Annotated in this window: 25 protein-coding genes; 16 read left to right on the forward strand and 9 right to left on the reverse strand. The window is 70.9% G+C overall.

The window, feature by feature from the left end:
* Window positions 1-47: 47 nt before the first annotated feature.
* Genes ACFKCF_RS10070 through ACFKCF_RS10080 form a run of 3 tightly spaced genes read left to right on the forward strand, consistent with a single transcriptional unit; the run spans window position 48 to window position 2,827 of the window.
* Window positions 48-1,247: a nitrate ABC transporter substrate-binding protein gene (locus ACFKCF_RS10070; protein ID WP_394492703.1), complete on the forward strand. Its 1,200-nt coding sequence runs from the start codon at window positions 48-50 to the stop codon at window positions 1,245-1,247.
* Between the two features lie 48 nt (window positions 1,248-1,295).
* The gene (locus ACFKCF_RS10075; RefSeq protein WP_394492704.1) at window positions 1,296-2,045 is read left to right on the forward strand and encodes an ABC transporter ATP-binding protein; all 750 of its coding nucleotides are present in this window, start codon (window positions 1,296-1,298) and stop codon (window positions 2,043-2,045) included.
* Window positions 2,042-2,827, forward strand: coding sequence for an ABC transporter permease (locus ACFKCF_RS10080; RefSeq protein ID WP_394492705.1), 786 nt, complete (start codon window positions 2,042-2,044; stop codon window positions 2,825-2,827). Before ACFKCF_RS10075 ends, ACFKCF_RS10080 begins: the two co-directional genes overlap by 4 nt.
* A gap of 4 nt (window positions 2,828-2,831) precedes the next feature.
* Here ACFKCF_RS10080 and ACFKCF_RS10085 read toward each other — a convergent pair whose 3' ends face one another.
* Window positions 2,832-3,737 carry a helix-turn-helix domain-containing protein gene (locus ACFKCF_RS10085; RefSeq protein WP_394492970.1) on the reverse strand — a complete coding sequence of 302 codons (906 nt, stop codon included), beginning with the start codon at window positions 3,735-3,737 and terminating at the stop codon, window positions 2,832-2,834.
* A gap of 297 nt (window positions 3,738-4,034) precedes the next feature.
* Between ACFKCF_RS10085 and ACFKCF_RS10090 the strand changes: the two genes are divergently transcribed.
* The 3 genes from ACFKCF_RS10090 to ACFKCF_RS10100 all read left to right on the forward strand — a co-directional run bounded on the left by ACFKCF_RS10090 (window position 4,035) and on the right by ACFKCF_RS10100 (window position 6,663).
* Complete coding sequence (locus tag ACFKCF_RS10090) at window positions 4,035-4,382, forward strand: hypothetical protein (protein WP_394492706.1); 348 nt, start codon at window positions 4,035-4,037, stop codon at window positions 4,380-4,382.
* Window positions 4,383-4,496: 114 nt separating this feature from the next.
* Window positions 4,497-6,239, forward strand: coding sequence for a CocE/NonD family hydrolase (locus ACFKCF_RS10095; RefSeq protein WP_394492707.1), 1,743 nt, complete (start codon window positions 4,497-4,499; stop codon window positions 6,237-6,239).
* A 22-nt stretch (window positions 6,240-6,261) separates the two neighbouring features.
* Complete coding sequence (locus tag ACFKCF_RS10100; protein WP_394492708.1) at window positions 6,262-6,663, forward strand: enoyl-CoA hydratase/isomerase family protein; 402 nt, start codon at window positions 6,262-6,264, stop codon at window positions 6,661-6,663.
* A gap of 371 nt (window positions 6,664-7,034) precedes the next feature.
* Here ACFKCF_RS10100 and boxC read toward each other — a convergent pair whose 3' ends face one another.
* Window positions 7,035-8,684 (reverse strand): 2,3-epoxybenzoyl-CoA dihydrolase, encoded by a 1,650-nt coding sequence (gene boxC, locus ACFKCF_RS10105; RefSeq protein ID WP_394492709.1) that lies wholly within the window; start codon window positions 8,682-8,684, stop codon window positions 7,035-7,037.
* A 159-nt stretch (window positions 8,685-8,843) separates the two neighbouring features.
* Here boxC and ACFKCF_RS10110 point away from each other — a divergent pair, with 159 nt between their 5' ends.
* Complete coding sequence (locus ACFKCF_RS10110) at window positions 8,844-9,692, forward strand: PaaX family transcriptional regulator C-terminal domain-containing protein (protein WP_394492710.1); 849 nt, start codon at window positions 8,844-8,846, stop codon at window positions 9,690-9,692.
* Here the strand turns inward: ACFKCF_RS10110 and ACFKCF_RS10115 are convergent.
* From ACFKCF_RS10115 to ACFKCF_RS10125, 3 genes are all read right to left on the reverse strand, one after another.
* The gene (locus ACFKCF_RS10115; RefSeq protein ID WP_394492711.1) at window positions 9,689-10,702 is read right to left on the reverse strand and encodes a hypothetical protein; all 1,014 of its coding nucleotides are present in this window, start codon (window positions 10,700-10,702) and stop codon (window positions 9,689-9,691) included. The genes ACFKCF_RS10110 and ACFKCF_RS10115 overlap by 4 nt on opposite strands.
* 79 nt (window positions 10,703-10,781) lie before the next feature.
* Window positions 10,782-11,639 (reverse strand): 3-hydroxyacyl-CoA dehydrogenase family protein, encoded by an 858-nt coding sequence (locus ACFKCF_RS10120; RefSeq protein ID WP_394492712.1) that lies wholly within the window; start codon window positions 11,637-11,639, stop codon window positions 10,782-10,784.
* A 141-nt stretch (window positions 11,640-11,780) separates the two neighbouring features.
* On the reverse strand, window positions 11,781-13,004 hold the full coding sequence (locus ACFKCF_RS10125; RefSeq protein ID WP_394492713.1) for an alginate lyase family protein: 1,224 nt from the start codon (window positions 13,002-13,004) through the stop codon (window positions 11,781-11,783).
* A 205-nt stretch (window positions 13,005-13,209) separates the two neighbouring features.
* On the opposite strand from ACFKCF_RS10125, the gene ACFKCF_RS10130 reads away from it, so the two are divergent.
* The 3 genes from ACFKCF_RS10130 (at window position 13,210) to ACFKCF_RS10140 (ending at window position 14,689) form a co-directional block, all read left to right on the forward strand.
* Window positions 13,210-13,350 (forward strand): hypothetical protein, encoded by a 141-nt coding sequence (locus tag ACFKCF_RS10130; protein WP_394492714.1) that lies wholly within the window; start codon window positions 13,210-13,212, stop codon window positions 13,348-13,350.
* 28 nt (window positions 13,351-13,378) lie between these two features.
* On the forward strand, window positions 13,379-14,239 hold the full coding sequence (locus tag ACFKCF_RS10135) for an RNA polymerase sigma-70 factor (protein ID WP_394492715.1): 861 nt from the start codon (window positions 13,379-13,381) through the stop codon (window positions 14,237-14,239).
* 93 nt (window positions 14,240-14,332) lie between these two features.
* Window positions 14,333-14,689 (forward strand): DoxX family protein, encoded by a 357-nt coding sequence (locus ACFKCF_RS10140; protein WP_394492716.1) that lies wholly within the window; start codon window positions 14,333-14,335, stop codon window positions 14,687-14,689.
* Between the two features lie 142 nt (window positions 14,690-14,831).
* On the opposite strand, the gene ACFKCF_RS10145 is transcribed toward ACFKCF_RS10140, so the two are convergent.
* Both ACFKCF_RS10145 and ACFKCF_RS10150 read right to left on the reverse strand, forming a co-directional pair.
* On the reverse strand, window positions 14,832-15,917 hold the full coding sequence (locus ACFKCF_RS10145; protein WP_394492971.1) for a glycoside hydrolase family 76 protein: 1,086 nt from the start codon (window positions 15,915-15,917) through the stop codon (window positions 14,832-14,834).
* 23 nt (window positions 15,918-15,940) lie between these two features.
* Window positions 15,941-17,041 (reverse strand): GntR family transcriptional regulator, encoded by a 1,101-nt coding sequence (locus ACFKCF_RS10150; protein ID WP_394492717.1) that lies wholly within the window; start codon window positions 17,039-17,041, stop codon window positions 15,941-15,943.
* A 133-nt stretch (window positions 17,042-17,174) separates the two neighbouring features.
* Between ACFKCF_RS10150 and ACFKCF_RS10155 the strand changes: the two genes are divergently transcribed.
* From ACFKCF_RS10155 to ACFKCF_RS10180, 6 genes are all read left to right on the forward strand, one after another.
* A complete protein-coding gene (locus ACFKCF_RS10155) occupies window positions 17,175-18,437 on the forward strand; it encodes a glycoside hydrolase family 125 protein (RefSeq protein ID WP_394492718.1) in 1,263 nt (420 codons plus the stop codon).
* Entirely contained in the window at window positions 18,434-19,372 is a 939-nt protein-coding gene (locus ACFKCF_RS10160) for a carbohydrate ABC transporter permease (RefSeq protein ID WP_394492719.1), read from the forward strand. The genes ACFKCF_RS10155 and ACFKCF_RS10160 overlap by 4 nt, the downstream gene beginning before the upstream one ends.
* Window positions 19,369-20,235 (forward strand): carbohydrate ABC transporter permease, encoded by an 867-nt coding sequence (locus ACFKCF_RS10165; protein WP_394492720.1) that lies wholly within the window; start codon window positions 19,369-19,371, stop codon window positions 20,233-20,235. Before ACFKCF_RS10160 ends, ACFKCF_RS10165 begins: the two co-directional genes overlap by 4 nt.
* Before the next feature lie 31 nt (window positions 20,236-20,266).
* The gene (locus tag ACFKCF_RS10170) at window positions 20,267-21,538 is read left to right on the forward strand and encodes an ABC transporter substrate-binding protein (protein WP_394492721.1); all 1,272 of its coding nucleotides are present in this window, start codon (window positions 20,267-20,269) and stop codon (window positions 21,536-21,538) included.
* Entirely contained in the window at window positions 21,535-23,418 is a 1,884-nt protein-coding gene (locus tag ACFKCF_RS10175; protein ID WP_394492722.1) for a glycoside hydrolase family 76 protein, read from the forward strand. Before ACFKCF_RS10170 ends, ACFKCF_RS10175 begins: the two co-directional genes overlap by 4 nt.
* Window positions 23,419-23,544: 126 nt before the next feature.
* Complete coding sequence (locus ACFKCF_RS10180; RefSeq protein WP_394492723.1) at window positions 23,545-24,636, forward strand: serine hydrolase domain-containing protein; 1,092 nt, start codon at window positions 23,545-23,547, stop codon at window positions 24,634-24,636.
* On the opposite strand, the gene ACFKCF_RS10185 is transcribed toward ACFKCF_RS10180, so the two are convergent.
* Together ACFKCF_RS10185 and ACFKCF_RS10190 are read right to left on the reverse strand one after the other, a co-directional pair.
* Window positions 24,629-25,156: a carboxymuconolactone decarboxylase family protein gene (locus ACFKCF_RS10185; RefSeq protein WP_394492724.1), complete on the reverse strand. Its 528-nt coding sequence runs from the start codon at window positions 25,154-25,156 to the stop codon at window positions 24,629-24,631. The genes ACFKCF_RS10180 and ACFKCF_RS10185 overlap by 8 nt on opposite strands.
* 46 nt (window positions 25,157-25,202) lie before the next feature.
* A complete protein-coding gene (locus ACFKCF_RS10190) occupies window positions 25,203-25,415 on the reverse strand; it encodes a heavy-metal-associated domain-containing protein (RefSeq protein WP_394492725.1) in 213 nt (70 codons plus the stop codon).
* Between the last annotated feature and the right edge of the window lie 4 nt (window positions 25,416-25,419).

A 25,419-nucleotide genomic window follows, 5' to 3' on the forward strand; every position in this document is an offset into this window, starting at 1 on the left:
GTTTCTGCCGCGAATATTCAATCGCCGCACATCGGAAGGATGGCACCATGCGCGTGCGCCGGCCACGGCATGCGGGACATAACACGGCCAAGGCCTCAGCAATACTCGGGCTGTTCCTCCTGCTCGCGGCGTGCACCGGCACGCAACAGCCGCCCCAGCCGAAAGCGGCGGCGTCGGGGAATGCCGACGACCCCACCGACCTGCGCGGCGTCTGCCCGGCCACCATCGTGGTGCAGACCCAGTGGACGCCGCACATCACCGTCGAGGGCGGGATGTACCACCTCCTCGGCGCCAACCCCGCCATCGACGCCGGCAGGAAGCGGGTGAGCGCGCCGCTGGTGGTCCGGGGCAAGGACACCGGGGTCACGCTGGAGCTGCGGGCGGGCGGGCCGGCGATCGGCTTCACCCAGTCGTCGGCGCAGCTGTACACCGACTCCGAGATCACCCTCGGGGTCCTGGGCGGCATGGACGAGGGCATCCAGATGTCGGCCACCCAGCCGACCCTCGCGGTCATGGCACTGCTGGAGATCCACCCGCAGATCATCCTGTGGGACCCGGCCACGTACCCCACCTTCCACACGATCAAGGACATCGGCCGGACGGACACGAAGGTGCTCTACTTCGGCGGCAACACCTACATGGAGTATCTGGTGGGGGCGGGGCTGCTGAAGCGCAGCCAGGTGGACGGATCCTACGACGGGTCCCCGTCCCATTTCGTGGCCGCCGGGGGCAAGGCCGCGGTGGCCGGCTATGCCAACGCCGAGCCGTACATCTACGAAAAGGACGTGCCCCAGTGGGGCAAGCCGGTGAAATATCAGCTGGTCTACGACGCGGGCTACCCCAACTACGGGCCCCCGCTGGTGATCCGCCCGGCTGACAGGCAGAAGCTCGCGCCGTGCCTGCGCAAGCTCATTCCCATCTTCCAGCAGGCGCAGGTCGACGTGCTCGCCCAGCCGGGCCCCACGATCGATCTCACCCTGCGGCTCAACCAGGCGTACAAGGTCGCGACCCAGTACACCAAGCCGAGCTCGGAGTTCTCGGTCCAGCAGATGAAGTCGCTCAAGCTCGCCGGCAACGGTCCCGACGACACCGTCGGCAACTTCGACACCGCCCGCGTGCAGCGGCTGATCGACATCACCGGGCCGATCTTCGCCGAGCAGAACAAGCCGGTGAAGGACGGCCTGCGGCCCTCCGACGTGGTCACCAACGACTTCATCGACCCGAAGATCGGCTACCGCGCCGGCTGACCGATCGGCGTGTTGCCCGTGTCCTTCCCGATGTGGTCTAGTGGCCGGGTGCTCGGTCAGGCCGCCACCTCCGCGCTGTCGTTCTCCGCCGCGGGCAAGCGCTACGACGACGGCACGCGGGCGCTGGACAAGGTCGATCTGACCGTCGCACCCGGCCAGTTCGTCACGGTGGTCGGCCCCTCCGGGTGCGGCAAGAGCACGCTCCTGCGCCTGGCCGCGGGGCTGACCGGCACCACCGAGGGCTCGGTGCGCCGGGAGACCACGTCCGTCGGCTACGTCTTCCAGGACCACGCTTTGCTGCCGTGGCGCACCGTCCGCGCCAACGTGGAGCTGCTCGGCGAGCTGGGCGGGCTGTCCAGGGCGGAGCGGCGGCGGCGCGCGGACGAGGCGATCGGCCTGGTGGGCCTGACCGACTTCGCGCACCACCGCCCCCGGACCCTGTCGGGCGGGATGCGGATGAGGGCGTCGCTGGCCCGCGCGCTCGCCCTGCAGCCGGACCTGCTCCTGCTCGACGAGCCGTTCGGCACGCTGGACGAGATCACGCGCGAGCGGCTGCAGTCGGAGCTGCTGCGGCTGTTCGGCCTACGCCGGTTCGCCGCGGTGTTCGTCACCCACTCCGTCGGCGAAGCCGTCTTCCTGGCCACGAAGGTCGTCGTGCTGTCGGAACGGCCGGGGCGGATCGTCGGCACCTGCGACGTGCCGTTCCCCTACCCCCGCCCGCCCGAGCTGCGCTTCAGCCCTGACTTCGCGCGGATCGCGGCCCAGGTGTCGGCCTGGCTGCGGGGGACGGCCGCATGAGGTGGCTGCGGTGGGTCCCGCCGCTGATCGTCTTCGCCCTCGTGATCGCCCTGTGGTACGCGGTCACGTACGTGCTGCTGACCCCGGACCGGCGTTTCCTGCTGCCCCCGCCGGACGCCGTGCTGCGGGTGGGGCTCCTCGACCCCGTCAACCGGGCCGAGCTGCTCGGCGGCCTGCTGCTGTCCGGCCAGGTCGCGCTGCTCGGGCTGGCGATCGCGGGCGTGGTCGGCGTCGGGTGCGCGATCGCCATGGCCCGGGCGAGCTGGCTGGAGCGGTCGCTGCATCCCTACCTCGTGATCCTGCAGACGATTCCGATCCTGGCGCTGGTGCCGCTGTTCGGGTTCTGGTTCGGGTTCGGGTTCTTCACCCGCGTCCTGGTCTGCGCTCTGATCGCGCTCTTCCCGATCGTGACCAACACGCTGTTCGGGCTGCGGTCGGTGGAGGAGACCCACCACGACCTGTTCACGCTGGCGCGGGCCGGGTGGGCGGCCCGGCTGTGGAAGCTCCAACTGCCCGCGGCGCTGCCCCACCTCCTCACCGGCCTGCGCATCTCCGCCGGCCTGTCGGTCATCGGCGCGGTGGTCGGGGACTTCTTCTTCCGGCAGGGCGAGCCGGGCATCGGCACGCTCATCGACCTCTATCGGTCCCGGTTGCAGTCCGAGCAGCTGTTCGCGGCGGTCGCTCTGGCGTCGCTGCTCGGGCTCGCCGTCTTCCTCGGCTTCGGCGCTCTGGCACGCAGGGCGACGAGCTGGCACACCGCCGCCCGCGACGTGTCACGCTAACCGCTCAGAGCTCTTCGAGCATGCCCTTGAGCAGCGCCGGGGTCGCCTCCTTCGGAGCGGCCTGGATGGTCAAGGTGTTCATCACCTTGCTGTAGTCGTCGATGTCGGTGGGCTTGTCCAGGTAGATCGCGCTGGTGAGGTGCTCCAGATAGACCACGTCGGGCAGGTCGGGGGCGTCGAAGCGTAAGAGCGTGAACGGGCCGCCCACCGCCGCGTGCCCGCCGATGTGGAAGGGCACGATCTGCAGGGTGACGTTCGGCAGGTCGCAGACCGCGAGCAGGTGCTCCAGCTGGGCCCGCTGCACGTCCCGGCCGCCGATCGGCCGGGTCAGCACCGCCTCGTCCATGATCGCCCACAGGGTGGGCGCGTCGCTGTCGGCGAGCAGGTCCTGGCGGCGCATCCGCATCGCCACCTGGCGTTCGAGGCCGTCGGGGCCCGCGTCGCCGTGCCGGATGCCGATGACGGCCCGCGCGTACGGCTCGCACTGCAGCAGGCCGTGCACGAACTGCACCTCGTAGTTGCGGATCGTGCGGGCCGCCTGCTCCAGTCCCAGGTAGGGCTCGAGCCAGTCGGGGAGCACGTCGCTGTATTGGTGCCACCACCCCGGAGCGCCGGCCTGGCGGGCCAGCTCCAGCACCTTCTCCCGCTCGTCAGGGGCGGTGATGCCGTAGAGGGTGAGCAGATCGGCCACGTCGCGCTGCTTGAAGGGGCTGCGGCCCAGCTCCATCCGGCTGATCTTGGAGTGGCTGGCCCGGATGGCGTCCGCGGCCTGCTCGCCGGTGATGCCCTTGGCCTCGCGCAGCCGGCGCAGCTGCGTACCCACCATGATCCGCAACGCGGTCGGCCCGCTTCGGGTACCACGTACGACGCCGGCGGGGACGCCGTCTCCGTCAGGCTCTGCAACGATCATCATCGATCCTTTTGCCGGGCGAGGCACTCATTGTTCCTTACGTTACCTACTGTTTCATGACCCTCCAGACCATGCACCGATATTCGCGCCGCACACTTCACCTCAGACAACACAGAAGCCGACATGCAATTGTAAATGGGACCTTCCATCCCTTTCCCCCTTTCAGTGCGCAGCCGGTGCACGTGCATATGCAATTTTCTTGGAATGCATGTGCAGACGTACTTGCATCGGGGAATGCCGAGTGGGAAGGATAAGCGTCCGCACGCACCACGATCTACCCCCTCGATGGAGATCCTGATGCCAGCACCCATGCCGCCTGACCGGGAAGACCCCACCGAGAAATCACCGCGACCCCGCCATCGCCGCTCGCGCGGCGGGCCCGCTCAGCCATCCCCGCGGCAGGACGCCGGCACCCCGGCCTCATCGGCCGCCATCGATCGCGACCTGGACGCCCTGCAGGCACGGTGGCCGGGCTGGGTCATCACCTGGGGAGCCTGGCGGCAGGCCTACACCGCCTTCGAGTGCCGCGATCCCCTCCGCTGCACCGTCCTCGAGGCGGGCAGCCCCGACCAGCTGCAGGCCGCCATGGCCCAGGCCGAGCTCGAGCTGAAGGCCCGCTGGCCACGACCCGACGAGCGCCCCTGACGCACAGGCCTCGCCACCGGGGCCTTCCGATCGGTCAGGATGTGCGCTAGAAAGAGGCGGACGCAAAATGCTACATAATCCTGACGGCGATGCGGGCTGGCGTAGGAGATTAGGATGCGTTTCTCGGTCGAGAAGGACGTCATGGTGCCGATGCGCGACGGGGTTACCCTCGCCACCGACCTCTGGATCCCCGAGGGGCCGCCCGCGCCGACGCTACTGGTGCGGGTCCCCTACGGCAAGGACGCCCTGCCGGGCCTCGGCGGGTCTCCCCTCACCCCCAACCTGCAGGCCCTGCTCGAAGCCGGATACGCGGTCGTCTGGCAGGACACGCGCGGCAGGTTCCGCTCGAACGGCGAGTTCACCCCCCATGCGGACGACCCGCACGACGGCGTCGACACCATCGCCTGGCTGCTGGAGCAGCCCTGGTGCGACGGCAACATCGGCAGCTACGGCGCCTCCTACCTCGGCTTCGTGCAGTGGGCCGGTGCGTCGCAGGCCCCCGCCGGGCTCAAGGCGATCGCCCCGACGGTGACCAGCACCGACTACTACCACGCGCCCTGGTACTCCGCGGGAGGCGCGCTGTCGTGGCACACGACCTGGACGTGGACCACGATGATGACGCTGACGGCGGCGCAGACCGCGCTCGCCGCCGGCACCGGCGACCCGGGCGTTCTCATGGAGGCGGCCGGCATGGCGGCCGATCCGCAAACGCACCTGAACACCCTGCCGATCCGCGACCAGCCGCTGCTCGACAAGCAGTCGCCCTGGTGGGCCGAGTGGCTGCGGCACCCCGCCCGCGACCGGTTCTGGCAGGACCTCGCGGTCGCCGAGCGGTTCGGCCAGGTGACCGTGCCCGCGCTGAACGTCGGCGGCTGGTTCGACCTGTTCGTCGACAGCACCGTCCGTACCTTCACCCGCATGCGCGCCGAGGGCGGCAGCGCCGAGGCCCGCGACGGGCAGCGGCTGATCATCGGCCCCTGGGACCACCTGTACCAGGAGGGGGTCTACCACGACCGGCGGTTCGGGATGAGCGCCGGCGGCATGGCGGCCGACCTGACCGGGGCGCACATCCGCTTCTTCGACCGCTGGCTGCGCGGCCGCACCGACGCGCTGGACGGCACCGCGCCCGTGCGCATCTTCGTCATGGGCATCGATCAGTGGCGCGACGAGCAGGACTGGCCGCTGCCCGGCACGCGGTACACCGACTACTTCCTGGACGGCGCCGGCCGGGCCAACACCGCCGGCGGCGACGGCGTCCTCAGCCTTCGGCCGCCCACGGCGGAGGCGAGCGACACCTACACCTACGACCCGGCCGACCCGGTCCCCACCCGCGGCGGCCGGATCATGATGCCTGCCACCGTCAACGGGGCCGGCCCGGTCGACCAGCGCCCGGTCGAGGCCCGCGACGACGTGCTCTGCTTCACCACCCCCGCGCTGGAGGAGCCGGTCGAGGTCACCGGCCACGTCTCGCTCGTCCTCCACGTCACCTCGTCGGCGCGCGACACCGACTTCACGGGCAAGCTCGTCGACGTCTTCCCCGACGGACGGGCGATCTACCTCACCGACGGCATCCTGCGCGCCCGCTACCGCGACTCCCTGGCCGAGCCGGAGCCGCTCACCCCCGGCCAGGTCTACGAGGTCACGCTGGACCTGTCGGTGACCTCCAACGTGTTCCTGCCCGGGCACCGGATCCGCCTGGAGGTCTCCTCCAGCGACTTCCCCCGCTACGACCGCAACACCAACACCGGCGCGACCATCGCCGAGGACACCGCCGGCCAGGTCGTCGTCGCGACCAACAGCGTGCTCCACGGTCCCGGGCACCCCAGCCGCCTGATCCTGCCCGTGATCCACCGCTGAGACGACGAGGAAAGAGGTCGCGGTGCTTCCGCTGAACGACACGGTGAAGGTCGAGGACGGGACCGACCGGATGCTGGTCCGGCTGGATCGGCCGCAGGCGCGCAACGCGATCGACGCGGCGATGGTGGCGGACCCGCACGCGGTCTGCGCCGAGCCGGAGCGGCGGCCGCGCATCCTCGTGCTCACCGGCTCCGACGGGATCTTCGCCGCCGGCGCGGACATCCGCGCGCTGCGCGAGCGCCGCCGCGTGGACGCGCCGGCGGGCGTCAACAGCGGCCTGTTCGACCGGATCGCCCGGCTGCCGGTGCCCACGATCGCCGCCGTCGACGGCCCCGCCCTGGGCGGCGGCGCCGAGCTGGCCTACGCCTGCCGAAGTCGGCGCGCAGCACGGCGGACGGACAGATCGACGACTCGGCGCCGATGACCACGCTGCCGATGACGGCGGCGTCGGGGTGGACGTAGGCGTCCGGGTGGATCTTGGGCACCTGGTCGCCGAGGGCGTAGAGGGGCATGGCTCACTCCCCCGTGCGCAGGCCGGCGTACACCTTCGTCGCGTTCCCGGCGAGCACGGCCCTGGCCACCTCGGCGGGCAGGAGGCCCGCGACGGCCCGGGCGTTGGCGGCGGTGCCGGGGACGCCGGGCCGGCGGTGGCGGTCGCGACGAGGTCGGAGAGCTCCGCGTACGTGAGCGTGGCGCCGCCGCGGACCGCCACCCGGTCCCCGTGCCCCTCCCGGACATGGCGGTGGACGAGCCAGTCCCCGGCGTTGAACTCTCCGGCGTTGATCGCGGTCATGGTCAGACCCTCTTGAGGTCGTAGTCGCCCTTGCGGCCGGTGCCGTAGCGACGCAGCGCGCCGTCGGGGCCGGAGGCGTTGGGCCGGACGAAGATCCAGTTCTGCCAGGCGGTGAGGCGGCCGAAGATCTTGGTCTCCAGCGTCTCCGGGCCGGCGAAGCGGTGGTTGGCCTCCATGCCGGTCAGCGCGTCGGGCGAGAGCGAGGCGCGTTCCTCCAGCACGATGCGCAGCTCGTCCTCGAAGTCGATGTCGTCCAGGGCGAGGGTGACCAGGCCGAGCTCCAGCGCGGCGGCCGCGTCGAGCGGCTCGCCGAACCGGGCGCGGGCGGCCTCCAGGTCCTGCTCGTTGCCCCAGAAGCGGGAGCGCAGGCGGGACAGGCCGTTGCCCATCGGGAAGAGGCCGTCGTTGGACGGGGTCAGGACGAGGGTGGCGGGGACGGCGGCCTCGTCGCGGTCCTCGTAGACGCCCTCCAGCATGTACTGCCGGTCGGCGGCCAGGGCCAGCTCGGCCAGCAGGCCGGCGAAGGCCGTGCCCGGCTCGATGACGGCGATGAGGCTGCGGCTGGTGACGTCGAGGCGTTTGAGCGTGCGTTTGTAGTAGTGGCGCACCTCGTCGGCGAACCAGTGCCCGGCCTGCTCGCGGAGCTGAGCGTCGTAGGCCAGCACCCGTTCGGGGTCGCCGGCCGCGCGCAGCACCCAGATGCCGAGCTCCGGCTCGTTGGTGCGCAGGTGCAGGATCAGGTCGTCCAGCGCGCGGGTCACGGCGAGCGGCCAGTAGCCGGCACCCTGTGCCGCGGGCTCGGCGGGCGGGGCACCGTGCGGGCCTTCGACGGTGACGTCGACCCGGCGGCCGGCCCGGTCGATCCGGGCGGTCACGTACGGGTACGTGACGGCGTCGCCGTCGTCCTTGCGGTCGAGCGGCGTCAGGGCCACGCCCGTGGCGTCCGAGGGCCGGGCGGAGGCCGCCACCGCCGCGGCCGTCCGCCTGGTCACCTCCTCCTCGAACGAGTGGCGCGGCACGGCGGCGTCCACCAGACCCCACTCCATGGCCGTGCGGCCGCGGAAGCCCTCGGCCTTGGTCGCGAACAGGTCGGCGCGGTCCTTGCGCACGTGCCGCTTGTCCACCACGCGGGTCAGGCCGCCGGTGCCCGGCAGCACGCCGAGCAGCGGCACCTCGGGCAGGGAGACGGCCGAGGAGCCGTCGTCGACCAGGACGATCTGGTCGCAGGCCAGCGCGAGCTCGTAGCCGCCGCCGGCGGCGGTGCCGTTGAGCGCGGCGATCCAGGTCTGGCCGGAGTGCTCGGTGGCGTCCTCGATGCCGTTGCGGGTCTCGTTGGTGAACTTGCAGAAGTTGACCTTCCACGCGTGCGTGGACTGCGCCAGCATCCGGATGTTGGCTCCGGCGCAGAACATCCGGTCCAGGCCGCCGGTGAGCACGACCGCCTTGACCTCGGGGTGCTCGAAGCGCAGGCGCTGGACGACGTCGTACAGCTCGATGTCGACGCCGAGGTCGTAGGAGTTCATCTTCAGCTCGTAGCCGGGGACGAGACCGCCGTGCTCGTCCACGCGCAGCGTGACGGTGGCCACCGCCCCGTCCACCGCGAGAGTCCAGTGGCGGTAGCGGTCTGGGGAGGTCGCGAAGGTGACAGTCAATGCGTGCTCCGGGAGGGCGTGGGACCTTTGTCCCAATATTCGACGTTTATCATGAGTAGCGTCAAGTGTTTGTAGTGCTTCTGCTGGCCTGCGCATTCGCGGGGTGCCCGACCTGGCAGAATGCGCGTCACGAGCGTGTCGAACGACAGGAGGGCAACCGTGCCGGCCGAGTCCGCGGAGCGCCCGCGCGAGAAGGCGTCCGCCAGCGCGCGGTCGACGCTGCTGACGGTCCTGGGCGAGTTCGTCCTGCCGCGCGGAGGCGAGGTGTGGACGGGCACGCTGGTGGCCGCGCTCGGCGCGCTCGGCGTGGAGGAGAAGTCCGCGCGCCAGGCCCTGGCCCGCACCGCCGCCGAGGAGCTGCTGGAGTCCGAACGGCACGGCCGCAAGGTGCGCTGGAGGCTGACCGAGGCCGGCGACCGGCTGCTGCGCGAGGGCACCGAGCGCATCTACGGCTTCATGCGCGCCCCCCACCAGTGGGACGGCCGCTGGCTCGTGCTCACCGCCGGCGTGCCCGAGACCCAGCGCCAGCTCCGCCACCGGCTGCGCACCAAGCTGACCTGGCTCGGGCTCGGCTCCCCCTCCCCCGCGCTCTGGGTGATCCCCGACGCCGCCAAGGAGGCCGCGGTACGCGAGGTCATCCGCGAGCTGGACCTGGCCGACCGGGCCTACGCCTGGACCGGGCCGTCGGCGGACATCGGCGACACCGCCAAGCTGATCTCGGCCGCGTGGGACCTCGACGACGTGGAGAAGCGCTACGTGAGCTTCATCGAGCAGTTCGAGGGCCGCGCGGTCGCCTCCGACCGGGAGGCGTTCGTCAACCAGGTGCTGCTCATCCAGGAGTGGCGCCGGTTCCCGTTCCTCGACCCCGACCTGCCGGCCGAGCTGCTCGACCACGCCTGGCCGGGGCCCCGGGCGGCGGCCGTCTTCCACGACCTGCACAACCGCTGGCACCGGCGGGCGCAGGCCGAATGGGACCTCATGGACGAAGAGGCCGCCGCCCGGCACTAGAGGAGTCCTTCGTCGGCCAGGTGCACGTAGTCGAACTCCACGGGCTGGTCGTTGATGCCGGTCTTCGGCGGGGCGATCCAGCCGGCGAACTTGCCGTACTCGTACTCGGGAACCATGAGGGAGGCGACGTTCTCGCGGTCCTCGGGGGTGGGCAGCCACTCCTGGGCGCGGGCCTGCCAGGCGGCCTCGTCGAGGACCTCGCCGTGCGGGGTGACGTGATGGCCGGCGTAGACGCCGACCTTGCGGTTGAAGCCCTCGTGCGGCAGGTACAGCCGCTCGTCCAGCCCGGCGTCCTTCAGCGCCTGGTTCCAGCGGCGCACGCCGTTGGTGCAGTCGGCCACGTACTCGTCGCGCAGGTCGAGGTTGAGCGCGCTGAGCATCGGCACGGTCCTGGACTTGATCTCGCCGTCCTCGACGTAGCGCAGCTCGCGGGTGTCCTCCAGCAGCACGTGGTCGTCCTTGCGCCGGGTCTCCATCCAGCGGCCCTTCAGCCCGGAGGTGAAGTAGTTGCCGGCATTGGTCGACTGCTCGGAGCCGAACAGGTCCATCGAGACCGCGAACTGGAAGTTCAGGTACTTCTGGATGATGTCCAGCGGGATGCCGCCGTGCGGCAGGACGTCGGCGCTGCCGTGCTCCCTCATCAGCTCGGCCGTGCGCTCCAGGACCCGCTGCACGCCCGTGGTGCCCACGAACATGTGATGGGCCTCCTCCTTGAGCATGAACTCGCAGGTGCGCGCCAGCGGGTCGAACGCCGACTCCTTCAGCGTGCCGAGCTGGTACTTGCCGTCGCGGTCGGTGAAGTACGTGAACATGAAGAACTGCAGCCAGTCGGTCGTCTCCTCGTTGAACGCGCCCAGGATGCGGGGCGCGTCCAGGTCGCCGGAGTTGCGCTTGAGCAGCTGCTCGGCCTCCTCGCGGCCCTCCCTGCCGAAGTAGGCGTGCAGCAGGTAGACCCGCCACGGCGGCGGCGAGGTCGAGCCCCTCGCCGCTGACCCGGGTGACGAGCTCACCGGTCACGGCGTCGGCGACCGGCACGCCTTCCCCTGCTCCGGCGTGCCAGGCGCCCTTCGAGGTAGCTCTCCGGCGTGCTCACGACTGGCTCCAGTCGTAGAAGCCCTTGCCGGTCTTGCGCCCCAGGTGGCCCTGCTCGACGAGCCGGACGAGCAGGGCGGGAGGGGTGAAGCGGGGGCCGAGCTCGCGCTCGAGGTAGCGGGCGATGCCCAGCCGGACGTCCAGGCCGACGAGGTCGGTCAGGCGCAGCGGCCCGGTCGGGTGGCCGTAGCCGAGCGTCATCGCGGCGTCGATGTCCTCGGCCGAGGCGACGCCGGACTCGACCATGCGGATCGCCTCCAGCCCGAGGGCGACGCCGAGCCTGCTGCTGGCGAAGCCGGGCGAGTCGCGGACGACCACGGCCGTCTTGCCGATCGCCTCGACCCACGCCACGGCCCGTTCCCGCAGGGCCGGGTCGGTGGCGGTCGCGATGACCACCTCGACGAGCCTGCTGGCCGGGACGGGGTTGAAGAAGTGCAGCCCGAGGAGGCGTTCGGGGCGGGCGAGCGCCTGGGCGAGCGTGCCGAGCGAGATGCTGCTGGTGTTGGAGGCGATCACGGCCTGCGGCCCGACCGCGTCCTCGGCGGCGCGCAGCGTGACGAGCTTGAGGTCGACATCCTCGGGCACCGCCTCGATCACCAGCCCGGCCCCGGCCAGCCCGGCGGGGTCCGTCGCCGTGATGAGGCGGGCCATCGGCTCGCCGGCGTCCTCGATCAGGCCGCGCTTCGCGCTGCCATCGACCGCCCGCGCCACCCGGTCCCGCGCGGCGGCCGCGGCCTCGCCGTCGCGCTCCACCAGCGTGACGTGGCAGCCCGCGAGGAGCAGGGCGTGGGCGATGCCGGCGCCCATGCGCCCGCCGCCCACCACCCCGCAGCGCTCCGGCAACGTCTGGGTCATCGCAGTCCTCCTGTGGCGAGCTCGTGGGCGCGGGGGCCGACGCGGTCATGCCCCCTACGCTCACAGGTACTCAACTTGCCACAGTTTCATGGAGCTGCGAAATACTTGTGTAGCGTATTTATGGTGTGGTCAGAGTCCGGCCTAGTGGGGATTGCCGGCGTGGGTGAGGGTCTCCCAGGCGACGAAGAGGTTGTTGGTGCCCGCCGGTCGCTGCTGCTCGGTGAGGGCCTGCGTGTTGCTCATCGCGATGCCCATGCGGTTGTGCAGGGCGTTGAAGCCGACCTCGGTGACCGGCCCGAGGCCGAGGGTGAGGCTCCCGCCGCACAGCCACGCGGGTACGGCCGCGCCGAGCTGGTACCTGGCGTGCAGGCCGAGCGCGTGCCGCAGCCGGTCGGCGATCTCGGGGTAGAGGTCCTGCCCCTGGATGCGGGCCGTCTCGGCGATGTGCGCGATCGACGCCAGGCCGTACCCGGTGTGGGTGAAGTCGCGGCACGTCTCCTGGGAGAGCCCGTCGACGAAGGTGTCCTGGCCCTGCCAGTAGTCGACGACCTCGGCCCGCGTGTCGATGCCGCTGCCCGTCGGCCCCTTGGGGTAGGCGCCGTCGGAGGTGAGGTAGATGTAGGCGGGCACGCGCGCCCGGAACGTGCTCACGGCCTTGTCGTAGGCGGCCTTGTCCTGCAGGAACACCGCGATCCCGATCGTCGCGTCCATCATCGTCAGCTCCCAGTTGCCGTTCGTGCGGGCGCTGCCGTTGATGATCTCGGGCAGGTAGACGTCACGGAGCATGGTCGCGAAGCGGTTGACGCCCGCGGCTGACCACCCGGTGTAGGTGTAGCGGACGATCTCGGCCGCCCTGGGCCAGGACGATCCCGCCCAGCCGGTCTGGAGCGGCGCGTTGCTGTTGGTGTGGTCGGTGATCACGGCGGACCAGGCGTCCATGATCTGGATCGCCTTCTGCGCGTACCGGCTGTCGCCCGAGATGTACCAGGCCAGCGCGTCGGTGTAGGCGGCCAGCGCGTCCTGGCGCTCGTCCGTGCAGCCGTTGTTGGGGTTGGAGTACGGGCCGCACTCCACGACCGCCCGCGGTTTCGGGGTCCGCGACAGCGACGCGAGCGGGCTCGCGATCATCTGGTCGTAGGCGCCCTTCCACGGCTGGGCCCCGGCGTTGACCTTGGCGCGGACGAAGTCGAGCTGGGCCTTGCTGACGAGCACGCCGGGATGCGCGAAGGCGGCCGGCGCCGTCCGGGCCGCGGCGGTGGGCGCCGTCCGGGCCGCGGCGGGCGGGGACAGGGCGACGGTGATCAGGGGGATCGCCAGGGCGATGGCGAGTGACGACAGGATCCCGCGACGACGGGGACGGACCACGGACCCCACTCCTTATTTAGGAAAGTTTCCTAAAGATCGGTGCGATCGTAGCCCTGACACCTCGCCTTGACAAGTGATACGGCCCGCTTGTGGCCGCCCCCGAGAGCGTTGCCGTACCGTGCGCCACCGGCCCAGGTGATCCGCCGCGCCGAGCCGGCACCGTGCAGGGCCGCGATCCGAGCCGCGGCGGCACGACGGTGCCCGCGTGCCCCTGCGCGTCGCCGCGCTGGGGTTCGGGCTCCTCGCGCTGCCCGAGGCGCTGGTGGTCGCCGAGGACCTGCTCGCCCCGCCCGTGGAGCCGCCGTCCGGCTGCCTGCCGGAGCGGGTCCATGGGCTCATCTGGTAACCCCTTCGTATGGATGGAGGGACTGCGCATGTCTGAGGCCGAGCGGAAGTTCACCGAGCACCGCGGTCTGCTGCATGCCGTGGCGTACCGGGTGCTGGGCAGCGTCACCGAGGCCGAGGACGTGGTGCAGGACGCCTGGCTGCGCTGGAGCCGCGTCGACGTGGCCGCCGTCGCGGACGCCGAAGGCTATCTGGTGCGGGTGGCCATCCGGCTGGCGATCGACCGGCTGCGCAGCGCGCGCGTGCGGCGGGAGTCCTACGTCGGGCCGTGGCTGCCCGAGCCGATGCTCACTCTCCCGGACGTCGCCGAGGACGTGGTGCTCGCCGACTCGGTGTCGACCGCGATGCTGCTCGTGCTGGAGGTCCTGTCGCCGACGGAACGTGCGGTGTTCGTGCTGAGCGAGGCCTTCGGCTACAGCCACGCCGAGACAGCGCGGTTCGTCGGGCGCAGCCACGCGGCGGTGCGGCAGATCGCGCACCGCGCCAGGAAGGCGGTCGAGGAGCGCCGCCGCCGCTACGACACCGATCCGGCGACCAGGCAGCAGGCCACCGAGCGGTTCCTGGCCGCCTGCCTCGGCGGCGATCTGAAGGCCCTGATGGAGGTGCTGGCACCGGACGTGACGATGGTGAGCGACGGCGGCGGCCTCACCGGCGCGCCCCGCAAGCCGATCCACGGGCATGAGTACGTGGCCCGCGCGGTCGTCATCCTCTCCAAGCGCATGCCCGCCGACTCGCGCGCCCAGGTGCTCCAGGTCAACGGCGGCCCGGGGATCGTCGTCCGCTCGGGAGGCACGCCGGTACTGGCGATCACCTTGCACCTGCTCGATGGAGCGATCAAGACGGTGCACGTGGTCAGCAATCCGGAGAAGCTCGCCGGCGTGGCGCCATGACCTATGTCACATGAGCACGCTGTCACTCCCCGGGGCGCCGCCCCGTCCGTGAGGCGACCGACCGGCCGTCCTCACGGAGAAGGAGAGACCTTCGTGTTCACCATCTACCTCGTCATCACCGTCCTCGCCTCGGCGATCAACGGCTTGGCCGCCGTCGCCAACCTCATCGGCCACGACTACCCCAAGCGCCAGGCGGACATCATGGGCGTCCCCCACTCCTGGATGCTCCCGTTGGGCCTGCTGCTGGGGGCGGGCGCGCTGGGGCTGCTGGCCGGATTCGCGGTGCCGGCGCTGGGCACCCTCGCCGCCGCCGGCCTGGTGCTGTACTTCCTCGGGGCGTTCGCCGCCCACCTGCGGGCCCGCGACCACCACTTCGGCCCCTGGGCCGTGTTCTTCTCCCTGGCGGTGGCAGCCCTGGCCGTGAACCTGGCCCATCGGGGTCTCTGGTGACCGCCTTCGGACGGCCCGTCACCGTCGAGGCCGGGGTGGCCGGCCGGGTGCCCTCGTGACGGCCTACCCCCGGTTCGGCCGGCGGTCCCCCGCGCCGACGGCGCCGCCCTGCTGTGCCGGCGCCGTCGGCGCGGCGGGAGCGTCAGCGGCTGCCTTCGGGCTGCCCGGGCGGAGGCACGTGTGACGACGTCAGGGCGGCGCACATCTCCGTGGCCATGGCCGCGCTCAGCTGGGCCGACAGGGGGACCTTGGCCCCGGGCGGGCGGTTCCACTGGTCGCTCGCGAGGACGAGCCCGTCGCGGCCGCACGCCTGCCACAGGTGTTCGGTGCTGCCGAGCACGAAGGCCCTGACCTCGGGCACCTCGGCGGCCTCGATGAGCTCGCGGGCGTAGCGGTAGTAGACGCCCTTGAACAGTCCCTCGTCGCCGCCCGCCCCTTCGGCGGCGAACACGCCGTCCACGCCGAGCTCCGCGATGGCCGTCCGGGCGGTCCGGGCGGCACGGGAGAGGCGGCCCTCCTCGCCCGGAGTGCGGGCGAGCTCGACGCACGCGCCGACGTACAGACCCTGGTTGTACGTGAAGCGCCAGTCCTCGTCGATGGCGTGGTCCTCCTGGCGGTTGACGCCGTCGTGCACGAACCCGTCCGGTCGTACGAGCGTCGCCTCCAGCCAGTCCATGGCCCGCCGGGCCTGCTCCAGGTAGCGCCCGTCGCCCGTGTGCCGGTGCAGCCGCGCCGAGAGGATGACGAACGGGGCGTTGGCGGGGGTGTTCTTGTAGTACGGCTGGGAGACGCGCCACGCGATGCCGCCGCCCTCGTGGTCGTTCCAGCCGTGGTCGAGGACGTGCTGCCAGAGCTCGACGGCCTCGCCGTACAGCGCGCTCTCCCCGGTCGCCTCGGCCAGGCGCAGGGTCGCCAGGGCGAGCCAGAGCATGTCGTCGAAGTAGTCGTTGAAGAGCGCGCCCCCGTTGCGCCGCAGGATCCCGTCGTGGATGCGTCTGGCCTGCTCCAGACGTGCCGGGTCCGAGGTCCGCAGGTACGCGTCGATCCGGACGTCGACGGCGTGGGCGAGCCACCAGTAGTTGAAGACGTCGTTGTCGCCGGGCTCCAGCGGATACCAGTTGTTGAACAGCTGCTCGCCCGGGGCGGCGAAGTAGTGGTCGAGGCTGCGCTGGGCCAGGTCGGCGCGGTGGTTCCACACGTCGGGCTGCCACACGTCGGGCTTCCACACGTCGGGCAAGGGGTCTCCGTCCATCAAACGGGTTCGACGATGGTGAAGGGCACGATGGAGCGGGCGGGGACGGGCTCGCCGCGGGTCTGGGCGAGCAGCAGGTCCACCGCGCGTCTGCCCATCTCGCGCTGGTCCTGCCGTACGTGGAGGAAGGCAGGCCCCGCGATGGGGTCGAGCGGCGAGTCGAAGCACGCGATGACCGGGCCGTCGATCGCGCGGTCCAGCACCCGCGCCAGGTTGTACTCGCAGACCACGAACGCGGTGACCTGGGGTTCGCGGGCCTGGAAGGCGCGGACGCGCTCGATGTCGGCCAGCACGTTGTCCGGGGTGAAGGCGCCAGGCAGGGTGCTGGACAGCTCGGTCAGGTGATGCTGGTGATCGAGCGGCAGGCCGCGGGCGGCGCAGGCGGCGCGGAAGCCCTCCAGCCGCTCCTCGATGCTGGAGGTGTTGTCCGGCGGGGGCGAGGCGAAGGCGACGTGCCGGTGCCCCTGGTCGAGCAGACGCTCGGTCAGCGCGCGGGCGGCGGCCACGTTGTCCGTGTGCACGGCGCACACCTGGATCCCGGCCAGGTAGCGGTCGACGAGGACCAGCGGGTGGCCGTCGAGGATGGTCCGCAGCAGGCCGGCGTTGTAGTACTCGCCGTGGACGGGGAACACGATCAGGCCGTCGGCGAGCCCCGCGTCCACCATCGACTCGATCGCCTTCTCCTCCTCTTCCTGGCTACCGCGGGTGCGCTTGATCACCAGGGTGATGCCCCGCTCGGCGCAGCGCTCCTCCACCGCGCACAGCAGCTCCAGCCCGTACGCCTCCGACGCGTCCGGATAGATCATCGCGATGGCCCCGGGGACGCGTTCGCCCTCGGCGGGGCGCGCGGCGGGCGTGAGCCGGTCGAGGTCGGGAAGGGCCGCGGCCACGAACGAGCCCTTGCCGCGGATCCGATGGACGACGCCGGCCTCCCGGAGGAGCTCGAGCGCCTTCTTGGAGGTGATGCGGCTGACCTCGAACCGCTCGGCGAGCTCCATCTCCGAGGGCACGCGGTCGCCCGGGGCCAGGGCGCCTCGCCTGACCTCGTCCAGCAGGTAGTCGACGATCCGCTCGTACAGCAGCGGGCCTCTCTCAGCCACTCTTCCCTCGCCCGTTCACTTGGTATGTCAACTCATCCAGATATATATCATCTTATAGCTCTATGTTTCAGACATATTGACTTATGACAACTTGATTTCTACGTTTCCCTCAAGCGACACCGAAGGGAACCGTGTGAAAGCCGTACATGACCTCGCCGACAAGGTCGAGCCCCTACTCGCGCGGCGGCACCCCGCGGCCGCCGCGATGTTACGGCAGTGCCTGCTCAACACGCTGGAGAGCACGGTCAAGCCGCTGCCGGACGGGACGACGTTCGTGCTCACCGGCGACATCCCGGCGATGTGGCTGCGCGACTCGGCCGCCCAGGTCGAGCCGTACGTGCGGCACGCGGCCGCCGACGACGAGGTCCGCCGCATGGTGCGCGGGGTGATCCACCGGCAGGCCAGGTACGTCGCGATCGACCCGTACGCCAACGCGTTCAACGAGAGCCCCAACGGCCAGGGCCACCACGACGACGTGCCGCGCGCGGGGCCGTGGGTCTGGGAGCGCAAGTGGGAGCTGGACTCCCTGTGCCATCCGATCCGGCTGCTGCACCTCTACTGGGAGGCGACCGGTGACGCCTCGGTGTTCGACGAGTCCGTGTACCGCATGCTGGTCTCCGCCGTCGGCACGATGCGCGCCGAGCAGCGGCCCGAGCGTTCGCCGTACCGCTTCGTCCGGCCGGATCCCGGGCTGCCCACCGACACGCTGGTCGACGAGGGGCGCGGCCCGGCCTGCGGGTACACGGGCATGGTGCGCTCGGCGTTCCGGCCGAGCGACGACGCGTGCACGTACGGCTTCCTCGTCCCGGCCAACATGTTCGCCGTCGTCGTCCTGGGATACCTGGCGAGGTTCGCGCGGGAGGTCTACGCGGACGCCCACCTGGCCGAGGACGCCGTACGGCTGCGTGAAGAGATCGACGAGGGCATCCGGCGGCACGCCGTCGTCCGCCACCCCGTCCACGGCGAGATCTACGCCTACGAGACCGACGGCCTCGGCAACCACCTGCTGATGGACGACGCCAACATCCCCAGCCTGCTCTCCATCCCCTACCTGGGATACCGGCCGGCGTCCGACCCGGCGTACCGCAGCACGCGCGCCTTCGTGCTCAGCCCCGGCAACCCGCACTACGCCGAAGGGCGGTACGCGCGGGGCGTGGGCAGCCCGCATACCAAGTCCGGACATGTCTGGCCCTTGTCACTGATCATGCAGGGCCTGACGTCCGCCGACGCCTCGGAGCGGGACGAGCTGCTGGCCGTGCTCGCCGCCACGACGGCCGGCACCGGATACGTCCACGAGAGCTTCGACCCCGACGATCCCGGCGTCTTCACCCGCCCCTGGTTCGGCTGGGCCAACAGCCTGTTCGCGCAGTTCGCCATGGAGGTGGCACTCACATGACCCAGACGCTCGCCGGCCGGTCCGCGGCCGGCCGCGCCTCCCCGGGCCGCGCCCGGCCGGGGGGCTCCCTGCTGAGCCGGCACCAGGCGCGGGCCGGGGCGCTGTTCGCCGCGCCGCCGATGGTGCTGTTCCTCGTCTTCACCGTGCTGCCCGTCATCGGCGCCCTCGGCCTCAGCTTCACCTCCTACGACGTGCTGACCCCGCCGGCCTGGGCCGGTCTCGCGAACTACGCCAGGCTGATCGAGGACGCCACCTTCGCCCTCACGCTGAAGAACATCCTGCTGTACTGCGCGATGTTCGTGCCCGCGATGATCGCCGTCTCGCTGCTGCTCGCGGTGGCGCTCAACAGCAGGCTCCCGGCGATGGGCGTCTTCCGCACGGTCTACTACATCCCCGTGGTCACCTCCCCCGTGGCCGCCGCGACCGTGTGGACCTGGATGCTCAACAGCCACTACGGGCCGGTCAACGAGATCCTCGGCTTCCTGGGCGTCCCCGGCCCGGCGTGGGTGGGCGACAGCAGCACCGCCATGCTCTCGATCGTGCTGGTCACCCTGTGGCAGGGAGTCGGCTCCAACATGCTGATCTACCTCGCCGGGCTGCAGAACATCCCCGGCCACCTGTACGAGGCCGCCGCCCTGGACGGGGCGGGCCGCTGGGCGGCGTTCGCCCACATCACGTGGCCGCAGCTGCGCACCACGACGATGTTCGTCACGACGATGTCGCTGATCGGCGCGTTCCAGCTCTTCGACCAGGCGTACGTGATGACCAAGGGCGGTCCGGGCAACTCGACCCTGACGCCCGTCTACCAGATCTACGAGACCGGCTTCAACCGGCTGCAGATGGGCTACGCCTCGGCGCAGGCGTTCACGCTCTTCCTCGTCATCGTGGCCGTCACCGTGATCAACATGCGGATCAACCGGAGCGACGAGACATGATCCGGACGATCAGAATCACGCTGTTCTACGCCGTGCTCACCGTCGTCGGGCTGTTCATGCTGCTGCCGTTCCTGTGGTCGCTGAGCACGTCGCTCAAGCCGGACGACGAGATCATCTCCCTGCCCATCAAGTGGCTGCCCACCACGATCACCTTCGAGCACTACGGGGCGGCGTTCAGCACCGTCCCCTTCGCCCGGCACTTCGCCAACTCGCTGCTGCTCGCCGTGGCCGGCGTCGCCACCAACCTGCTGCTCGGGTCGCTGGCCGGCTACGCGTTCGCGCGGCTGCCGTTCCGCGGCAGCCGGGCGCTGTTCCGGCTGCTGCTCGCGTCGATGATGGTGCCGTCCGTGGTGACCCTGGTGCCGTCGTTCCTCATCGTCAAGAACCTGCCGCTGGCGGGGGGCAACGATCTCGCCGGCCAGGGCGGCTTCGGCCTGCTCAACACGTACTGGGCGGTCATCCTGCCGGGTGCCGTCGGGGCGTTCGCGGTGTTCATGATGCGGCAGTTCTTCCTCGCGTTGCCCAGGGAGCTGGGCGAGGCCGCACGCGTCGACGGCTGCCCCGAGTTCCGCATCTTCTGGCGGATCTATCTGCCGCTGTGCCGTCCCGCCCTGGCCACCTTGGCGGTCTTCACCTTCGTGGCGGGCTGGAACGGCTTCCTCTGGCCGCTGATCGTGCTCAACGACCCCGACATGAGCACGATCCAGATGAGCCTGGCCGCCTTCTCCTTCAACCGGCAGACCGACTACGGGCCGCTCATGGCCGGATCGATCGTCGCCATGCTGCCCACCCTGCTGCTGTTCGCCTTCGGGCAGCGCTACCTGACTCGAGGCCTGGCCTTCACCGGCTCCGGCCTCCAGTGACACCCCCCTCTCAGAAAGGAGCGCGCCGCCGATGCACTCGACCCTGGTCAAGCGGCTGGCCGCCACCGCCCTCGCCGTACTCGCGACGATCACGACCGGCTGCGCCTCGTCCGACGCCCCCTCCTCGGCGGGAGGGGTGGTGCGGCTGAAGTTCTGGGGCGACTGGTCGGGCGAGGGCGAACAGCAGTTCAGGACCATGACCGCCGCCTTCAACAAGACGCACCCCAAGATCCAGGTCGATTACGTCGTCCAGGAGGACATGCTCACGAAGTTCCTCACCGCCTCGACGTCCGGGCAGGCCCCCGACGTCATGTTCTGGGACCGCTGGCGGACGGCGAGCTACGCGCCGAAGGGCGTCCTCACCCCGATCGACGACCTGCTGAAGAAGGACGGCATCGAGCGCGAGCGCTTCTACGGCGAGGCGCTGCGCGAGCTCACCCACGGCGGCAAGCTGTACGGGCTGCCGCTCACGGTCGACGCGCGGGCCCTGTTCTACAACAAGGCCCACCTGAAGGAGGCCGGGATCGAGCCGCCGCGCACCTGGGCCGAGCTGGAGCAGGCGGCGGTGAAGCTGACCAGGCGCGAGGGCGGCAAGCTCGTGCGCGCCGGCCTGTCGATGGACGACACCGGCCTGTTCAGCATGTACCTGCGCCAGGCCGGCGGCCAGATGGTCGGCGACGACTGCTCGCGCACGACCTTCAACGGCCCGCAGGGCCTGCAGGTCCTCGACCTGTGGAGCCGCATGATCAAGGCGGGCGTCTACCAGAGCGGCTTCGAGAAGGGGCTCGGCGAGGGCACCGACGCCTTCGCGACCGGCAAGGTCTCCATGATCCTGACGGGGCCCTGGAACATCACCACGTACAAGAAGTACGGCAAGGACCTCGACTTCGGCATCGTGCCGCCGCCGACCGGGCCGCAGGGCGGCAGTGCCAGCCTCATGGGAGGCTTCGGCCTGGTGATCCCGAAGGCGGCCAAGCACAAGGACGCGGCCTGGGAGTTCGTCAAGTGGTGGACGGCCGAGAAGGACAACGCGCTGCTGTGGGCCAGGACGAGCCTGAACATCCCCGGCAACGTGCAGGCGGCGCAGGACCCCTTCTTCTCCGGCGACCCGTTCTGGAAGCCGATCCTGGACACGCTGCAGTACGCCAAGATCCGCCCCGCCTGCGCGGGCTACGCGCCGATGGAGGAGGAGGCCCTCATCCCGAACCTCCAGCTCCTCATGGAGGGCAAGAGCACCGCCCAGCAGGCCCTGGCCAAAGCCCAGGAGCAGGGTGACCGGGTGCTGACGGAGAACAACCAGTGAGGGCGCGCGCGGCGGCCGCCGGCCTCCTGCTGGCCGCGGCTCTCACCTTCGCCCCCGCTCCCGCGCACGCCACCGTGGCCACCGACGCCGACGCGGCGATGTCGGCCTTCGTGTCCGCCTTCTGGGATCCGGCGAAGAAGTACTTCTACACCAACAGCGACCACCAGATCCACGCCGAGCACGCCCACGGCCCGGAAGGCGGCCTGTACACCGACTTCTGGTGGGAGGCCCAGCTGTGGGAGCTGGTGATGGACGCCTACCAGCGCACTGGCACTGCCGCCTACCGGCAGCTGATCGACGACGTCTACGCCGGTTTCGTCGCCTCCTACCCCACCTTCGCCAACGACTTCAACGACGACCTGGGCTGGTGGGCGCTGGCCTGCGCGCGGGCGTACGAGATCACGCGTGACGCCACGTACCTGAACCGGTCGCGTGCCCTGTTCGACCAGATCTGGGCCGAGCAGGACTCCACGTTCGGCGGCGGCATCTGGTGGCGCAGGAGCGTGCACACGCAGAAGAACGTGGCCACCAACGCCCCGGCGGTGATCACCGCCACCAAGTTGTACGCCGCGACCGGCGATGCCACCTACCTGGCGCGGGCGCAGAGCCTGTTCGCCTGGATCAAGGCCGGTCTGCAGCAGTCCGGGCACGTCTACGACCACATCGAGGGCTCGGGCACCCTCGTGAAGTGGGACTTCAGCTACAACTTCGGCACCTACATCGGCGCCGCCGCCGCGCTCCACCGCGCGACCGGCACCGCCTCCTACCTGACCGACGCCCGCGCGGCGGCGGACTGGGCCACCACCTACCTCACCAACGGCGGCACGATGATGCACGAGGGCTCCGACGACGCCGGGGGCTTCAAGTCGCTGCTGTTCCGCTCGCTCAACACCCTCGTCACCGAGCACGGCCAGACCCAGTACCTGCCCTTCCTCCAGCGCAACGCCACCCAGGCCTGGCGCCACCGCCGCACCGGCGACGACCTCGCCGGCCCCGACTGGTCCGCGCCCGCCCCCGCCACGTACCTGCAGAGCCTCACCGCGGCCGCCGCCGTCAGCGCGCTCCAGCTCGTCCAGCACGACGGCAACACCGGGCTCCAGCCGGAGAACGGCCGGCACGAGGCCGAGAACGCGCTGTCGTCGGGCATCGGCGCGGAGAGCACCCAGGCCGGCTTCAGCGGCCGGGGCTACCTCGCCGGCTGGAACACCTCCGGCCAGACCCTGACCTTCCACGTCAACGTGCCCTCCGCCGGGCCCTACGAGCTGCGCTTCCGGTACGCCGCCGGCGCCGGGGACGCCTCCCGCCGGATCATCGCGAACGGCGCCCAGTCCGACCTGTCGTTCCCGTCCACCGGCGGCTGGGGCACCTGGAACACGGCCGTGCTCAACGGTGTCACGCTCGCCCGGGGCCACAACACCATCCGCGTCGAGCTGGGCTCGGGCAACTACCTCAACCTCGACCGCCTCGACGTCTCCGCCCAGCACCAGGCCGAGTCGGGCACCCTGCACGGCGTCGGCACCGAGTCCACCCATCCCGGCTTCACGGGCACCGGCTACGTGGCCGGCTGGAACGCCGACGGCCAGTGGGTGGACCTGCGGCCCGACGTCAGCCGGGCGGGCACGTACGAGCTCACCTTCCGCTACGCGGCCGCCGCGGGCGACGCCGTCCGCCACCTCTTCGTCAACGGCGGCGCAGCCGTGGACGCCCTCCGGTTCCCCTCCACGGGCTCGTGGAGCACGTGGAACACGGTGACCGTGCCGAACGTCGTGCTCCGGGAAGGGGCCAACACCGTCTCCGTCATCTTCAACGCGTCCAAGGGAAGCGCGAACTGGCTCAATCTCGACGAGCTGACCCTCCGGTACGTCAGCGGCCCTTCGTGAGACCGGAGAGGGCGCCCAAGCAACCCGTGTTGACTAAGTCCAGATTAGTCAACTAGCGTTGCTTATTGCGCCGGCACCTCCGCCCGGCGGATCGACCACGCCCTCTCCGACCTCCATGGAGGCACCATGTCCGTGCTCCGTACCGGCCTGCTCGTCGCCGCCCTGACCGCGACGGCCACCGCGATGACGATCCCCGCCGCCTCCGCGGCCGACCGGGGCCACGCCAGGCTTCAGCGCGCGCTCGACCAGGTCGTGGCCGACGGCGGCGGCCCCGGCATCGTCGCCGAGCTCAGGGACGGCGACGCGGCCCCGTGGTTCGGGACGGCGGGAGTGGCCGACCTGAAGACCGGACGCCACCGCCGGCCGGGCGAGCACTTCCGCATCGGGAGCTTCACCAAGGCGTTCGTGGGCACGGTGGTCCTGCAGGTGGTGGCCGACGGCAAGCTGAGCCTGGACGACACGGTGGCGAAGTGGCTGCCCGGCGTGGTGGAGGAGCACCTCGGCGGGGACGGCACCAAGATCACGATCAGGCAGCTGCTCAACCACACCAGCGGGCTCCCCGACGCCTTCCCCGGCCAGGAGACCCCGCGCCCCGAGGAGCCCGGCAAGCGCTTCATCTACTCCAAGGTCAACTACAACCTGGCGGGGATGATCGTCGAGCAGGCGACGGGTTCGACCATCGCGGACGAGATCGACCGCCGCGTCGCCCGCCCGCTGCGCCTGACGGGCACGTACCTGCCCGGCGCCGACAACACGATCCGCGACCCGCACGCCCGGCACTACTCGAAGTCCGACGAGGCCGGCGGGCCCGCGGAGGTCCGCGACGTGACCCACGCGGACCTGAGCTGGGCCGGGGCCGCCGGGGGCATGGTCTCGACCACCTCCGACCTGCACCGGTTCCTGCGCGCCCTGCTGCGCGGCCGCCTGCTCGCGCCCGCGCAGCAGAAGGAGATGTTCACCACCGTCTCGACGGAGGGCGCGGGCTGGGTCCCGAACACCAGGTACGGCCTCGGCGTCTACTCCCAGACGCTTCCGTGCGGGGTCACGCTCTGGGGCGGCGGCGGCTTCATCCAGGGCTCGATGACGTACGTGATGGGCGACCGCCAGGGCACCCACATGCTCGTCGCCAACCTGAACGGCGACTGGGACGACTTCGTCGAGACCTTCACCACGCTCTTCGAGACCCGATTCTGCCCGAAGGCCGGCCCGCTCAGGTAGCCCTCCCGGCCGGCTCCAGACCGGCCAGCAGGTTGAAGGAGCCGGTGAGCAGGTTGAGGGCGACCAGGCCGGGGAGCTCCGCGATGATCCGCTCGCTCCAGCCATGAGCCCTCAACTCGGCCACGTCCTCGTCCGTCAGTGACGACGGTTCGGCCAGCACGCGGGTGGCCACCGCGATGAGCGCCGCCTCCCGGGCATCGGTGGAGGTGCCCTGGCGGGCCAGGGCGATGTCGGCCTCGCTCAGCCCGGCCGCCCGGGCGCCCGCCGCGTGCGCGTCGAGGCAGAGGCCGCAGCCGATCCACTCCTGCAGGGCGAGCGAGATCTTCTCGCTGAGGGCGCGGGGCAGCTTGCTGCGCTTCATGGCCCGCGACAGGTCCAGGTAGCCCTGGAGCATCGCCGGCGAGTGCGCCATGGTGGAGATCATCTCACCGGCCGAGCCCGTGCGGCCGATGATGTCGTTCAGCAACTCCCGGGACTTCTCCGGGGCTTCGGCCGGGTCGAGGGCGGCGAGCCGTCGCATGTGGTCTCTCCTCAGGTCAGTCATCGTCAAGGACGGCGCGGGCGGTTCATGCCGGAGCCGCCACCTCGTAGCCCGCTTCCTCCACGGCCGCGACGATCTCCGCCGCGTCCACGGGGCTCTCGCTCTCCACGGTCAGCAGGCCGCTGGCCAGGTCAACCTCCACCGAGGTCACCCCGGACACCTCACCGACCTCCTCCTTCACCGAGCTCACGCAGTGGCCGCAGGTCATGCCCTTGACGGTGTAGGTAGCGGTAGCCATGTCG

Source organism: Nonomuraea sp. JJY05 (assembly GCF_043496855.1).
GTDB lineage: Bacteria > Actinomycetota > Actinomycetes > Streptosporangiales > Streptosporangiaceae > Nonomuraea.